The following is a 14027-nucleotide window of genomic DNA, read 5'->3' on the forward strand; positions in this document are numbered from 1 at the left end:
CGTGTTCATTCCTTTCTTAGCGGTTGCAGCCGCGGCGTTGCCAATGCGGCCGTGCGGCTGCGGTCCAACTTGTCCTGCGCGCCCCGGGCGAGGCCCGAAAGCCAGGCGATTCGACGAGGGCGCTTGTGCGGAGCGAGGCGTTCTTGAAACCGAGAGGATAGCTCGGCATCCGTCAGCTGCGCATCCACCGCCACGAGCGCCGCCACGACGATGGCGCCCCACGTTTCGTCGGGGAGGGAGAAGACGCACGCCTCGCGGATGCCCTCGATGCGTTCCAACGCGGACTCTACCTCGACGGGGTAGACGTTCTCTCCGCCCGTGATGATGAGATCTCCCCGGCGCGCGAGAACGTGCAGACGGCCTTGCGCGTCCATGGTTCCGAGATCGCCGGTTCGGAACCAGCCGCCCGGCAAGAACGGATCGGGGTGCGCGTCCTTGGGGAAGTAGCCCGACATGAGCATGGGCCCGCGCACGAGGATCTCGCCGCCGTCGATGCGGACCTCGGCGCCCTCGAGGGGCTCGCCCGCGCCGCATGCGAAGGAAGGCTCGGTGCCGCGCTGCTGCGTGGTGACCTGCGAGCAGGCCTCGGTGAGGCCGTAGGTGGTGAGCACGGGGAGGCCTCGGGCCTTGCTTGCCTCGAGCAGGCTCTCCGAGGCCGGCGCACCGCCGAGCAGGATCGCGCGAAGGTGCGGCGGACACGGCCACCCGCGATCCAGCATTTTCTTGAGCATGGTCGGCACGAACGAGACGAGCGTCACGCGATCGCGTTCGATCACGCGCGCGATGGCCTCGGGCTCGAAACCGGCTTGGACGACGACGCAGCTGCGCGCGAGGAGCGAGCGGACGACGATGGACAAGCCTCCAACGTGTGCCAGCGGCATGCACAAGAGCCAGCGATCGTCGGGCTGCCAGCCGAGGTTTCGCTCGCTGGCCCGCGCGGCGGCCAGAAAGGCACCGCGGCTCAACATCGCGCCTTTGGCGCGGCCGCTCGTTCCCGACGTGTAGAGGATGGCGAGCGTGCGGTGCGCTTCGATCGCGTCCGCTCCTCGTGCGAGCACAGGATCCGCGGCGGACCACGCTTCGGCGGCGGCGTCTTCGACGAAGAGGGTCGCCCGCGCATCCTCGAGGAGCGAGGCGCGCTCGGGGCCGGTGAGCCTGGGATGCACCAAGACGGCCGGTGTTCCCTGCTCCAGCAACGCGTACAGAAGGACGATGGTCTCGAGCCGCAGCGTCCCCACGAGGGCCAACGACGCGTCGCGCGAGATCCCCTTGGCGTGAAGCCAGCCCAGGGCCGCACGCGTGCGCTCGGCGAGGGCCGCATAGGAGTACGACGCACCGTCGATGACGAGCCCGATGCGATCGGGCGTCTCGCGGGCCGCGTCGAGAATCGAGAGGCTCACGAACCGTCCTTGCGCGGTCGTGGCGTGCGGCACTCGATGACGGTGCACGCGGGGTGCGCATACGCCTTGCTCAGCGCGTCGTCGAGATCGCGCGCCGATTCGACGCAGCGGTACGCCAGGCCGAACATGCGGGCCGCTTGGCCGAACTCGAGCGCATGCGGGGTGGTGACGTGGGCGAGCTCCTCGGGCGTGACGCCATGCACGTGGGCCTCGGTGGCGATCGGGAGTCGCTCGAAAATGCGCCCGCCCCCATTGTTCAAGACGACCAGGACGACGGGCACCGTGGCGCGCATCGCGAGCATGAGCGAGTTCAAATCATGGAGAAACCCGATGTCGCCCACGAGCAAGGTGGTGGGACGGTTCGAGGCCATCGCAGTTCCGAGGGCACCTGCCATTTGTCCATCGATGCCGTTTGCACCGCGCTGGCATGCCACCGCGACGTCGGCCATCCCGGTTCGCGCAAGCGACTCCACGTGGCGGATTGGAAGGCTGTTCGCGAGCATCAAGACGGAGCCCGGCCGCAAGCGCTCGAGAACGGTTCGCACGGCGCCTCGTTCCGTCAGGGGCCCGAGCACCTCTTCGCGGATCTCCGCGTCGACGGCGATCCATGCCTCGCGGCTCGCGTCCACGAAATCCTTCGTCCATGCACCGGACGCCGCGGGGGGGGTGCCGCGCAAACCGTCGGCCATGGCCGCAGCGGTCTCGGCGATCGCGCCAAAGAGCATCGTGGATGCCGCATTGGATGCATCGGTCCAGCCGTGCTCGGCGAGGACGATGCGCGGAGTACGACGGTGCGCGCTGGAATAGCGCTCCCACGCGCCCGAGGTGGGCGTTCCGCCGATTTGGACGATCAGATCGGGTGCGTGCGCCTCTCGAAAGGGCTTCGACGCCAGCACGCGATCGAAGGCATCGCAGAGTGCGGGCGCACGGGCGGCATCGGCATTCATCAGCCGCAGCTGGCTGGTCACCTCGGCGAGCAACGGAAACTGCGTCGCCTCCGCCAGATCGAGCAAGGCCGCGCGCGCTCCGCTCGCGTCGATAGGTAGCGGGCCGCAGACGAGGAGTCCCGCCCTCGCTTCGCGACATTGCTGCACCGCCGCCCCGATGGCGGCGGCCTCGGGCCGCACGCGCGGAACCGACACCGCCGGCGCGGGCCGCATGCTTCGAAGGGCGCGCGCGAGCTCTCGTTCGGATTCGGTTCGAGGCGCCTGCGGCTCGAGTGGCTTGCGCGCGCGCACGTTCAAATGCACCGGGCCAGGGTCGGGCCAGTGGGCCGCAAAGACGGATTGGGCGGCCATGCGCTGGAGCGCATGAAGCGCCTCGGGCGCAGAATCCGGCATTCCCGTCTCGAGGAAGAGACGCACGTAATGGCCATACATCTTCGTTTGATCGATGGTCTGCGACGCCGCACAGTCCTGCAGTTCGAAGGGCCTATCGGCGGTGACGACGACGAGGGGCACACGCGCGAGGCTCGCCTCGACGATGGCTGGATAGTAATGCGCCGCCGCCGTGCCGGACGTGCACAATACGAGACTCGGGCGTGAGGTCCACCGCGCTTGGCCGAGCGCGAAGAAGGCGGCGGCGCGCTCATCGATGGCATCGTGGCAACGGAACCGTGACTCGCGCAGTGCCGCAATCAGGTACGGCGTGGAGCGCGAGCCGGGGCTCAGCACCACATCGGAGATCCCAGCATCGGCGAGGCTGCGCATCAAGAGCCTCGCCCATTCTGTCAGCACGGTGGCTTCGTTCACGGATCCTCCTCTGCGAGGCTAGCACCCAGGGGGACGTCGACACCGAGTCCAACGACCATGTTCGGGATGATTTCCGAATCGGTGAGGCGGACCAGCGTCCCCCCCGGCCATCGAGGCCATCGAGGCCATCGAGCTTGGTGCGGCGCGGCGTCGAGTCCACACGCGAGCCCGGGCGACAACGCCAACGCGAGCTCGACGGATGCCGCATGCGCAATCGGCCCCTCGAACATGTGGGTCACCACGACCTCGGCCCCTGCAGCCCGCACGCGATCGGCGATGTGCAGGCACCGCAGCGCTCCCCCGAGCGCAGTCGGCTTGAGCACGAAGACACGGCAGATCCCCTCGCCCGCGAGACGAAGCGCCGCATCCAGGCCGTGGTCCGTCTGCAGCGATTCGTCGGCCGCGATGGCCACGCCACACCCCGCCAGCGCGGACCAATCGTCGATCGGGCATGGCTCCTCGACGAACTCGAGGCCGAGCGGCCGCATTCGCTCCAGCCGCTGCGCCGCCTCGTCGCCCGTCCATGCGCCGTTGGCGTCGGCGCGCAGGGCGAGAGGCCCGAGGCCCCGCAAGCCGTGCAGCGCGGCGAGTTCCTCATCGAATCGTCCGGCGCGGCCCACCTTCGCCTTCAAGGTTCGAATGCCCCGCTCGATCGCCGAGCGCGCCGCACGGGATGCATCGGCCGGATCATCGATCACCGCGGAGAGCTTCAGCGGGCGTGCCGCATCCGCGCCGCGTAGTACGGCCCACACGGGAAGGCCACGCACGCGGGCCACGACATCGAGCAAGGCCGTCTCGATGGCGAATCGGGCCGCGGGCGCATGGACGCCGCACGCGTCGAGGAGCCGCGGGATGGTCGCATCGATGGGATCCGCGAGGGCCGTCGGCAACGAGGCCGCGAAACGCTCCAGATCGCGCTCACAGGCTTCGAGGGTATCCCGCGAGTAGCCGGGAAGTGGCGAGGCTTCCCCCAGCCCGACGGCGCCGTCGCGCTCGCACACGCGAAGGACCATGCCGCCGCGCTGGTTCCAGTGAATGCGCGAGTTGCCTCCATCGTGCGAAAACGAAAATGGATATCGGTCTGCGCGGGTGATGACGAGGTTCATTCCAGCACCCGCGCCACGGCGGCGGGATTCTCCAGAACGACGTTGTGCCCTGCACCGGGCACGATCTCGAGACGAACGTCGGCCATGCGGGATGCCATATCACCCGCCACGGCGCGAAACTTGGTGTCCTCTTCGCCGACCATCAAGGTGACCGGGATGCGGATTTCGCCGAGACGCTCCCCGTAATTGGGCATTCGGGCCAGGCCCAAATGATCCATTGCGCTCGCGAGGCCGTTCACCGAGTGCAGCCGACGCGCTGCGCGCTGCGCATCGCGCAGTTCCTCGGGCAGCCGCTGCTGCGACGCGAAAAGCGGTTGGGCCTCCCACGCCTCGAGAAACGCCTCGCATCCTCGTTGCCGAAGCAACGCAATCCATCGGGCATCCGAGGCGAGCCGTTCGCTGCGCTCTCGTTCGGTCGCGAGCCCCGGGTGCGCACCAATCACGGTGGCACGCGCAAAGAGCTCGGGATGCTGCACCAAAAGACCGAGTGCCACGCGTCCACCCAGCGAATAGCCGCAAACGTGGACATCTTGCCAATCGGCTTGGCGGACGAGCTCCGCCATGCGTTCAACCTCGCCTTCGAAACCTGCCGCGCCGAGGGCCGCGGTCGACTCTACGTCATGGCCGAGAAGCGCGGGCCGCAACACGCGCCGATCCGGATGCAGCGATGTGACGACCCGGTCCCAGGCAAAAGGTCCTCCGGCAAAACCGTGCAGAAGAAGGAGCGGTGCGCGAGAACTCACGCGTTCCCAGCGACGCCGAGCATCTCCATCAGGGCACGCGAGCGATGGGAGCCGGGCGCCGGCAGATCGAGAGCGTCTTCCTCGGCCTTGGCCTGCTCGGAAATGCCGAGGGCTCGCAGCAGCGGAAGTTGCTTCAAGCTGGTCTCCGCATATTCGGCGTGCGCATGCGAGGCGCTCACGATGCCCGCGCCGGTGAATACGTACGCCTGCCCCTCGCCCACCAGGCCGGAGCGAATGGCCACCACGAACCGCGCATCTCCGATGGCATCGATCCAGCCCACCGGGCCGGTGTACCAACCGCGCGCGTCCTGCTCGTGCGACGCGATCCAATCCGCGGCTTTGACCGTGGGCAAGCCGCCCACCGCCGGCGTGGGATGCAACGCCTCGAGAAGCGAAACCGCGTCCACCTCGCGCTTCAACTTGCCTTTGAAGGGCGTGTGCAGATGCATGATCTCGCGGATGCGATGCACTTTCGGCTGCTTCGACGCGCGGAGCTCCTCGCAAAACGGAGCGAGTGTTCGCGCGATCTCGTCGACGACGATGGCATGCTCGGAGCGATCCTTTTCGCTCTCCAGCAATTCCTTCGCATAGGCATCGGGCTCTGCACCTGCGGGGCAACACGCGGTGCCGGCGAGGGCCTCCGTGCGCAGCACGTTGCCGCGCTTGTCGAAGAGCACTTCGGGCGAGGCGCCCAAAAAGCTCAGCGTCTCCCGCGAGAACAAGAATCGCGTGCACATGGGTTGTACGACCAACCGCGAAAGCACCTCCAACTCGTCCACGCTTTGCGGCAGTGCGACGTCGCAACGGCGGGCCGCAACGACTTTCTGGAATTCCCCCGCCGCAATCGCCGTGCGAATCTTCTCGACGTGCTCGACCCATCGGCTCAATTCGAGCTGCTGCATCGAGACGGCGCGCAGTTCTTCGCGTGCTGGATATTGCAAAAGGGCGGATTGCTCCTCCGCATTGGCGAGCACCGTCAGGTTCCTATGCAGCTCATTGAGCAACTCTCGCTTGCGCGGGCCTGCGCAGTCGACGTCACCCTGCACGGCCAAACCGAGGAAGGCGCGCGAGCTGCGCCGTGCATAGCACCATCGCGGCAACGTGAAGCAGCCATCGCCGAATTGCTCCCACGGCGCCGAGACATTGCCCGGATGAAACGAGAGCCCGCCGAATACGCGGGGCGGCGGCGGCGTGGATTCGGGATGCACGTAGACCCCGAGTTCGTTCCAAAGCGCGGTGACTTGCTCACGAAGTTGCTCGTAGCGTCCTTCGCCCGAAACGCGGAGCGTGCGCACCGCTCCTGCGCCGGAGAACGACGTTCCGCCGGGCGAATCCCAAAAGAAACTCATGTTGCGCGGATGCAGCCGCAAGAACGCCATGGGCGGTGCAAACGGAGCAGGCACCGTGATGACCGCGGCGCGCGATTGCCCGTGCAGACGGTCCATCGTGTCTTCGACGAATCGCACGATCTCGGCGAGGCTGGCCCCCATCTCTACTTCCCGCCCCTCTGTGGGTACTGCAACGGATTCTCGTGCACAGCTTGCGAAAGAAGCGGTGGTTTAGAGAGCGCCATTCAATGCAATATTTGCATGGGAAGGACGTCCCATCAATCTCAAATCAAGAGAACCCACATGTATTCTAGTTGATAAAGAACGTTGCCAAACTGCATATGGATTGTTTCTAAATGTGCAAAATTCGTGAGCAGTGAACCGTCTCGTTGCGCTGCGCGATCGCTTTCGCGAATCGTCGCGAGGTGACACGAGTCACCTGATACGCGCGGTGTCCAGTCAGGTCTTGGGGGGCTCCGCCGCGTCTTCAGGTTTTTGGGGGGCTCCGCCTCCCCAAGCCCCCGAAGAGTTTTGGACGATTCGTTGCTGCAATCTCGAGAACAAGCAAAGCGCGCTAGCGAGCTAGAGGATCTGGCGCGTGCCCACGTACCTGCGAGGGGCGTGGCGCCTTGGGAGGGCTCCTTGTTGACAAATGAGCTCTCGCGCGATTGCATCGAAGACGATGGTCATGCCTCGTGATAGCGCTACCAGCCCCGCTGACGAGCTCGCGCGTCTCGTTAATGGCTTCGGTATTTCCCAGGCCATCTCGGTGGCCGCGAGGCTCGGCCTTGCCGACCTCATGGCGAATGGTCCTGTGACGGTCCAGGACCTTGCGTCCAAGATCGGTGCGAATCCGCGGGCGCTCCACCGTCTGCTTCGCGCGCTGGCCGGCGTCGGGGTTTTCGCGGAGATGGAAGCGGGCTCCTTCGTCTTGACCCCCATGGCCGAGCGGCTCCGGTCCGACGTCCCCGGCTCCTTTCGTGCCTTCGCGCTCTTGCCGAGCGAGCCATCGTTCTGGGGGCCCTGGGGAGAGCTCCTCTACTCCGTGAAAACTGGGAAGACGGCCTTCTCGAAGGTGTACGGGATGGACGTTTGGGAGTGGCGCGAGAAAAATCCAGAAGCGGGGCAGGTCTTCAACGACGCCATGACCTCCTTATCGGATGCTCAATCGGCGGCCATTGTCGACGCTTACGATTTTTCCACCTTCGAGCACGTCATCGATGTGGGTGGAGGGCACGGTGCGTTGGTGCGGGCTTTGGCGAAGGCGCATCCGCAATTGCGCGGCACGGTTTTCGATTTGGCGTTCGTGACCGAACGAACCAACGCCGCATTCGAAGCGGAAGGACTCGCAGAGCGTTGCCGCGCCGAGAGCGGCGACATGTTCAAGAATGTTCCCAGCGGCGGTGATGCGTACCTGTTCAAGTACATCATGCACGACTGGGAGGACGACCAAGCGCTGGACATTCTCCGGACGTGCCGCCAGGCGATTGGGACGGCATCCGCTCGACTCTTGGTGTTCGAACAGGTGATTCCGCCGGGAAACGTGCCTCACCCCAGCAAATTGCTCGATCTGCAGATGCTGATTTCGGCGGGCGGTCGCGAGCGTACGGAAGCGGAGTTCGCATCGCTCTTGAACGCCGGAGGCTTTCGGCTGGTGCGCATCGTCCCGACGGCAAGCTCCATCAGCGTCATCGAAGGGGTGCCCATCCCCGTCTGAGTAAGGTTGCCATGCATGTTTTCGAGCGTCCCGTCCGTTTCGCCGACGTCGATGCCACGGGCGTTGTCTTCTTTCCCACCTTTTTCGCGTATTGCAGCGAGGCACTCGAACAATTGCTGCTCCTGGTGATCCGGGATGGCTATGCCGAGGTAGTGCTCCAGCGCAAAATTGGGTTGCCCACCGTGCGCATCGCAGGTGACTTCACGTCGCCGCTACGCTTTGGCGACACCGCGCGGATCGCCATTCAGACCGAGCACATTGGTACGCGATCGTTCACACTCCGCTACTCGGTCACGCGCGCATCGGACGGCCTCCCGGTGGCGGAACTCCGAGGCACGGTGGCGACCATCGATCTTCTTTCCACCCGCCCCATTCACATCCCCGAGGATATCCGCTCCGTTTTGGAGCAACATCGCTCATGATACGAGAAGAGGCGATCGAGACATTCTTCCTGACGGGAGCAAAACGATGAGCATCGCATCGAGCCGCGTAGGAATCGTAGGTGGCAGCTTCGCCGGGTGCGCCATCGCGCATGCGTTGCAGCGCGCGGGCTGCGACGTGACGATCTTCGAACGAACACGGGGAGAGCTGCGGGACCGCGGCGCCGCGGTCGGCATTCCCATCGCGCTCCGCGACGAATTGGTGGCCAATGGCTTCATCGCCGCCGACATGCCGGTCTGCCCATTCCATGAACGGACGTGGATCGTTCGCGATGGGGAGACGGACGCAGGTCGCACGGCCTGGAAGCATCCGCTCCCCCTCGTGGTCAACAACTGGGGCGTCCTCTGGTGGGAGCTGCGAAAGAAAATCGCCGGCCATGGATACCGCGAAGGCTCCAACGTCGTCGAAGTGATCAACGATGGTGACGGCGCCGTCGTGGTGCTCGAGGGGGGAACACGGGAACGCTTCGATCTCGTGGTGGGCGCCGATGGGTACCGTTCCAAGGTGCGCCCCATCGTCCAAGCCGAATCACGGCCGACGTATGCCGGATATGTCCTCTTTCGGGGGAATTTTCCCGAGGAAATGCTGCCGACACCGCAGTCGACGTACCGAACCGATGCCCTTCAAACCGTGGTCTTTCCCGGTGGGCATGGGGTGTTTTCGACGATGCCCAGCTTCAAGGGCCGCTCCGACACGGGGAATCGCATCATCAACTGGACGATTCATACGAAGCCGCCGAAGGGCATGAGCTTCGAGGATCCGACGTCGGTGCCACCGGGGCTGGTCAACGACGCGTTGATTGCCCACTACCGGGAACTCGTGCAAACGCACTTTCCACCGTATTTCGCCCGGGTCGTGCTGACCACCGAGACGCAGTATCTATTTCTCCAACCGATCTACGACCAAACGATGACGTCGTACGTATCGGGCCGTGTGGTGCTCGCAGGCGACGCCGCGACGATCACCCGCCCCCATACGGCCAGTGGCGGCGCGAAGGCGCTGGAGGATGCGCTGGCCTTCGACCGCGCATGTCGAACGCACGATACGTGGGACACCATCCTCGCCGCGTACGACAGCGAGCGATGCGCCGCCGGCAACCGCCTGGTGGAAATCGGCCGCCGGCTCGGACGCGCCCAAGTGGAAGAAACGCCCGACTGGGCTTCGATGACCACGGCCAGCGACTGGGAGGCGTGGACGCGCGAGATGTTGGGCGGGCACAAGCTCTACGTCAACGTCATCGACAAGGACTGACGCAAAACGGGCACGCGCCTCGGATGACGCGTGCCCGGCCGCTTTTTGCTATTTGTGATCGGCGATTCCGAAGAATCCGACGCCCGCGCCGATAACGACCTTGTCGTTCGCCGCCGTGGCGTCGACGCGCGTGTTGAGCACGGCCAATTGCGTGTAAACCCTCGTCCATGATTTACCCAGCACGGACTGGATGGTTTTGTCCACGCGCATCCGCCGGGGAACCTTGGGCATGGATTCTTGGCAGAGGATGAGGCCCCAATCGCCCCCCTTGGGGAATGGGAAGCTCACAGGATCCGCACTTCCGGAATCGGACTTCGGCACGTCGCCGTCCGTGGTGATGATGGCAAGCTGCACGGCCGCGCCTTGGAAGCAATCTCCGCCGCCGCAATTGTAATCAATGTTGAAGTCGTTGGTGCCGTCGAGCTGATCGGGCGTCACGTTCCAGAGATCGGTCGTCACCTGCAGATTGTCGATAGCAACCTGCGGCAACGGCTGGTTCTTCGGGATCGCGGCCACTTGAGCACCGCCCGTGGTCGACACCACGAGCTGATCGGTTTTCTCGATGAAGCGCTTACCTGCGTCGAGCGGCGCAAACCGAAGTGCAAGCCCGGTTTGCGGGTTCGGCGTCAAGCCGTTGCAGACATAATATTTGGTGTCTTTGAACTGCTCAACCGTGCGCTTCCACTCGCAGGTGAATGGCTGCTTGGGCACACCGATGGCTTGCACGGTCATGGTGCCCATGTCGTCATCGCCAAGCTCGGGATGGGTCGGCGCGTGGTAGGCCGCACAGCCCATGCCCTCGATATCGAGCAGTCCCTTTTGGACCTTGTCTGGAAGGCGGCGAGGCGGTCGCGATTGAAGCTGCACCACCGGGTAGGGATAAATCTTGTCCGGCACACCCGTCTTGGGCTGATTCTTCAATTCGACCATGACGGCCGTGGCCTGAAACTTCGTCGGCGGTGCCTGTGAATCCGGAAGCACGACGTCCTCGAAAGGCGAGACCCCCGAATCGCTCACATTCGAATTGTCGTCGTCCTTGCAGTTCGAAACGGAAAGGCACCCCGCCGCGAGTGCCAGCACACCCGAAGCATAAAAACCAAAGCGCCGAAGGCTCATCGATGACTCCATGGTGAAGAATAAATTTGCGCCAACATCATCCTCGTAGAAACGTCGCCTCGGGCGCTATTCAGGGGGGGAGGACGGTTGCATCGACGAAGTCGGTCATCGCCCAAATATGTGTGTCGGAAGGCCGGTCCCACGTCACCACGACCTTCGTGGGGATGATGGTCGCTTTCGGCATCGGGACGTTGGGTGCCGGAATGACGAACGACTCGCGCTTGCTGAGGAATTCACTGGACGCCTTGGATTCGAGGGATGCCAACTTCCCGTTGTAGTAATCCGGGAGAAAGCTCCTGGTGAACTTCTCTTGGTTGAACTCGGGCAAGAGCGCGGATACGGCGTGGAAACCCATGCCGGGGATGCAATTGTCCGGCGGCGGGATGTAGAACCACCCCGGCTCCGGTGGAAGAAGCTTGTCCGCCGGGAAGATGGCATTCCGACAGTCGATCGCCACCGATTCTTCTTGGGTGAAGGTGATGAAGTGATTTTCCCAGTGGGGTACGTTGTAAATGCCGGCCGGCGCGTGGCCGTGCGGCAGAATGTCGTATGACATTCCGGTGAAGAGCGTCTGGTCCGTAAATTCTTTCGGGAGCTTCATCCAGAAGCGGACGTCCGATTGAATGTTGGCGGGAACGTTCTCCACGGCGGTCACGGGCAAAGTCCACTTGAAGGCCTTTACCTTTTTGGTCGTCGGGTCGAGCACGACCCAGTTCGTGACCTTCTTTCCGAACAGCTCCTTGACCTCGCCTTGGACGATCGTCTGGTTCTCGTTCGAAACATCGATAGGGATGCCGCCGTTCTTGGGGTTTTGAACGGCGGGCTCGAGATCGTCACAGCCACCGATGGACACGGCGAGTACCGCCGCCACGGAAGCGATAAGGGAACCTCTCATGGTCATCTAATTCACCTCGACACGTTGCCAGGCTACTACAAGCTGTGCCTGGGATCGCTTAGCATGACGCGCGGTCGTCGCAAATCGAACAGCGATGTCGGGCTTTCCCCCCAACCCGCGCCATGGCAACTCGGCTTACTGCGCGTGCAACGTTTTGCAGCTCGCACCTATCTCCACATGGCTCATTCGCCGTGAGACGTGCACCTTTGCGAGGCCATAACCGCGTTCGTCCTCGATCCAGATGGTGAACGTTCCGTCCGGACGCCGTGGAAAGTGCGAGGTTCCGCCGCCGCGCAACACGATGTGGTCCCCGGTCGTGCCATTGGGCGTTTCCCCGAGGTAGACGGGAACGCCCGTCTGGCACAGGTTCTTCACCTCCACGTCCTTGGTGGGGGGCGGCCGGTTCAGGATCTCCTGGTCCATCTTGGGCGCCGGCGTCGCGGTGCTTTGGGACGACGAGCCGCCACAGTGGGTCCAGGCCAGCACGCACGAGACGAGGATCGGGGCGCGAAGGAGCTGCATCGAGACAGATCCTAGCGACTCATGGGCATTTGCGAAAATTTTCAAGCAACCAAGGGGTCGCGCGCGCCGAACGACTTCGTGATGAACGAAAAAACCGAACAACGAATGGTCCGTCGGGCGTCCGCGCTGGGTGTCATGGCGATGCTGATTGCAGGCGCAGCGCCGGGTTGCGGATCGAGCGACAGTTCGTCCGGAAAGCCAGGGGATGGAGACCCGCCTGGGAGCATTCCAGATCCCGACACCGTTCCTCCCACCGTGGTGTCACGAACGCCCAATGATGGAGCCGATGCTGTATCCGTCCGCGCGCCGATCCAGGTCAAGTTCTCCGAGCCCGTGAAACTCGGAGCCAAGCCCGTCACCCTCGTTATCGGAAACCAGGAGCTGGCGACGACCGCTACGCTTTCGGCGGATGCGACCACGATGACCATCTCGCCCAACTCGCCGATCGTGACCCCCGCGCAAGTGAAGGTCGCCCTCGAGGACATTTCCGACATCCGCGGAAATCGACTGGTGTCGAACGCACTCTGGACGTGGACCGCACCGTTGTGGCTTGCCGTGGGGGACACGGTGCGAGGAAACGGTTACCAAAGCACCACCATCGCCGTAGGTCCCGGTGACCGCGTGAGCGCGGCCTCGTTCTACAACAACAATGCAGATCCGCCTCGAGTCATCGTGCATTCCATCGAGGGGAATAACGGAAAGTGGGCGGCCCTCGCCGATCCGTTTGACGTTGATGACCGTCTACCACCGAAGCTAGCAGTGGACCGCGACGGCACGACGGTCATGGCATTCGGCCCAAAGTCCACGGAAAAGCTGGGACTCATTCGACGGTGGTCGGGTGCTCAATGGGACGCGATGGGGACGGAGTTCGGACCGACGGCTCCCGATTCGGTTCGATTCGGATTGGCGGCCGGGTCCAACGGGAAGCTCTTTGCGGCGCACCAGGTACCCGACACGAATTCCAATTCCCACGTTGCCGTCCGCACCTTCGAGGGAGGGGGATGGATCTTGCTGGGAGATACAGTAGACGGTGGGGACGGCGGCTATCTCACCTCGATGACGCTGGATAAGAACGGCATTCCGTATGTCGCGTACAGGAGCGGATCGGCCACGTCACTTGAAGCACATGTTCGAACATGGTCCGGGAGTTCATGGAAACCCGTTGGATCGAGCCCGGGTAAGAACACGAGCACGTCGTTCGACCTCGCCTTCAACGACGCAGGGACCCTCTTCGCTCTCATCACTTCTGCCGAATCGAGGCGGAGTTCGTCTCGACTCTTTCGATTCGACGGAACGAACTGGCAAGCGGTTGGGGCCCCTCTATCGACGGGAGAGTGCTCATATCTTAGCTGCGGCTCATCGTGTCTAAGCTCGGGCACGGACGGACACGTGGTCGCGTTCACGCAACTCGAAGGCGCCTCGCCGCGCGCGTTTGAGGCCACGAAGGACGGATGGACCCCACTCGATCTGCCACCCGGCAATTCCCGCGGTGTGCAGGCCTGCAGCGCGGACTCCCGCGGCACCGTTGTCGTCGGTGAGATCGCCGCGGACGGCAGCAGGATCAATGTGCACAGACTCAATCGGTAGAGCACGCGGGTCGAGCAAAAGAGTCTCTTGCGCGAAGCACCGGTCGATTTTCGACCAGGGCAAAGTCATCTCGCAACGCTGTACGCAGAAAACGCGGGGCTCACGAAGCTTGTGTCACTGGCCGAGGGGCCCCCTGCGCGCGTCAAGAACTTGCCCGAGCGTTCGAGACC

At 64.0% G+C, this 14027-nt stretch carries 12 protein-coding genes; 4 read left to right on the top strand and 8 right to left on the bottom strand.

Going from position 1 to position 14027, the window contains the following annotated elements:
* Positions 1-5: 5 nt before the first annotated feature.
* Genes LVJ94_30440 through LVJ94_30460 form a run of 5 tightly spaced genes read right to left on the bottom strand, consistent with a single transcriptional unit; the run spans position 6 to position 6490 of the window.
* Positions 6-1400: an AMP-binding protein gene (locus LVJ94_30440; GenBank protein ID WXB01227.1), complete on the bottom strand. Its 1395-nt coding sequence runs from the start codon at positions 1398-1400 to the stop codon at positions 6-8.
* Positions 1397-3151, bottom strand: a complete 1755-nt coding sequence (gene menD, locus LVJ94_30445) for a 2-succinyl-5-enolpyruvyl-6-hydroxy-3-cyclohexene-1-carboxylic-acid synthase (GenBank protein WXB01228.1) — start codon at positions 3149-3151, stop codon at positions 1397-1399. The genes LVJ94_30440 and menD overlap by 4 nt, the downstream gene beginning before the upstream one ends.
* The gene (locus tag LVJ94_30450; protein WXB01229.1) at positions 3148-4257 is read right to left on the bottom strand and encodes an O-succinylbenzoate synthase; all 1110 of its coding nucleotides are present in this window, start codon (positions 4255-4257) and stop codon (positions 3148-3150) included. Before LVJ94_30450 ends, menD begins: the two co-directional genes overlap by 4 nt.
* Positions 4254-5000 (bottom strand): 2-succinyl-6-hydroxy-2,4-cyclohexadiene-1-carboxylate synthase, encoded by a 747-nt coding sequence (gene menH, locus LVJ94_30455; protein WXB01230.1) that lies wholly within the window; start codon positions 4998-5000, stop codon positions 4254-4256. Before menH ends, LVJ94_30450 begins: the two co-directional genes overlap by 4 nt.
* Positions 4997-6490, bottom strand: coding sequence for an isochorismate synthase (locus tag LVJ94_30460; GenBank protein ID WXB01231.1), 1494 nt, complete (start codon positions 6488-6490; stop codon positions 4997-4999). The genes menH and LVJ94_30460 overlap by 4 nt, the downstream gene beginning before the upstream one ends.
* 526 nt (positions 6491-7016) lie before the next feature.
* On the opposite strand from LVJ94_30460, the gene LVJ94_30465 reads away from it, so the two are divergent.
* From LVJ94_30465 to LVJ94_30475, 3 genes are read left to right on the top strand one after another with little or no spacing between them, the layout of a single operon-like run.
* Positions 7017-8045, top strand: coding sequence for an acetylserotonin O-methyltransferase (locus LVJ94_30465; protein WXB01232.1), 1029 nt, complete (start codon positions 7017-7019; stop codon positions 8043-8045).
* Positions 8046-8056: 11 nt separating this feature from the next.
* Positions 8057-8467, top strand: coding sequence for an acyl-CoA thioesterase (locus LVJ94_30470; GenBank protein ID WXB01233.1), 411 nt, complete (start codon positions 8057-8059; stop codon positions 8465-8467).
* Between the two features lie 46 nt (positions 8468-8513).
* A complete protein-coding gene (locus LVJ94_30475; GenBank protein ID WXB01234.1) occupies positions 8514-9737 on the top strand; it encodes an FAD-dependent monooxygenase in 1224 nt (407 codons plus the stop codon).
* Positions 9738-9785: 48 nt separating this feature from the next.
* Here LVJ94_30475 and LVJ94_30480 read toward each other — a convergent pair whose 3' ends face one another.
* From LVJ94_30480 to LVJ94_30490, 3 genes are all read right to left on the bottom strand, one after another.
* The gene (locus LVJ94_30480; GenBank protein WXB01235.1) at positions 9786-10853 is read right to left on the bottom strand and encodes a hypothetical protein; all 1068 of its coding nucleotides are present in this window, start codon (positions 10851-10853) and stop codon (positions 9786-9788) included.
* A 70-nt stretch (positions 10854-10923) separates the two neighbouring features.
* Positions 10924-11748: a hypothetical protein gene (locus LVJ94_30485; GenBank protein WXB01236.1), complete on the bottom strand. Its 825-nt coding sequence runs from the start codon at positions 11746-11748 to the stop codon at positions 10924-10926.
* Between the two features lie 135 nt (positions 11749-11883).
* Complete coding sequence (locus LVJ94_30490; GenBank protein WXB01237.1) at positions 11884-12270, bottom strand: hypothetical protein; 387 nt, start codon at positions 12268-12270, stop codon at positions 11884-11886.
* A gap of 81 nt (positions 12271-12351) precedes the next feature.
* Here LVJ94_30490 and LVJ94_30495 point away from each other — a divergent pair, with 81 nt between their 5' ends.
* Complete coding sequence (locus LVJ94_30495; GenBank protein WXB01238.1) at positions 12352-13857, top strand: Ig-like domain-containing protein; 1506 nt, start codon at positions 12352-12354, stop codon at positions 13855-13857.
* Positions 13858-14027 lie beyond the last annotated feature (170 nt).

Source organism: Sorangiineae bacterium MSr11367 (assembly GCA_037157805.1).
In the GTDB taxonomy this organism is placed as follows: domain Bacteria; phylum Myxococcota_A; class Polyangia; order Polyangiales; family Polyangiaceae; genus Pendulispora; species Pendulispora rubella.

What these genes read in the sequence shown, in the direction of transcription:
- LVJ94_30475 (WXB01234.1), top strand. Translation starts at nt 8,514, where the DNA reads ATGAGCATCGCATCGAGCCGCGTAGGAATCGTAGGTGGCAGCTTCGCC.
- LVJ94_30495 (WXB01238.1), top strand. Translation starts at nt 12,352, where the DNA reads ATGAACGAAAAAACCGAACAACGAATGGTCCGTCGGGCGTCCGCGCTG.
- LVJ94_30460 (WXB01231.1), bottom strand. Translation starts at nt 6,490, where the DNA reads ATGGGGGCCAGCCTCGCCGAGATCGTGCGATTCGTCGAAGACACGATG.
- LVJ94_30450 (WXB01229.1), bottom strand. Translation starts at nt 4,257, where the DNA reads ATGAACCTCGTCATCACCCGCGCAGACCGATATCCATTTTCGTTTTCG.
- LVJ94_30490 (WXB01237.1), bottom strand. Translation starts at nt 12,270, where the DNA reads ATGCAGCTCCTTCGCGCCCCGATCCTCGTCTCGTGCGTGCTGGCCTGG.
- LVJ94_30485 (WXB01236.1), bottom strand. Translation starts at nt 11,748, where the DNA reads ATGAGAGGTTCCCTTATCGCTTCCGTGGCGGCGGTACTCGCCGTGTCC.
- LVJ94_30465 (WXB01232.1), top strand. Translation starts at nt 7,017, where the DNA reads ATGCCTCGTGATAGCGCTACCAGCCCCGCTGACGAGCTCGCGCGTCTC.
- LVJ94_30470 (WXB01233.1), top strand. Translation starts at nt 8,057, where the DNA reads ATGCATGTTTTCGAGCGTCCCGTCCGTTTCGCCGACGTCGATGCCACG.
- LVJ94_30480 (WXB01235.1), bottom strand. Translation starts at nt 10,853, where the DNA reads ATGAGCCTTCGGCGCTTTGGTTTTTATGCTTCGGGTGTGCTGGCACTC.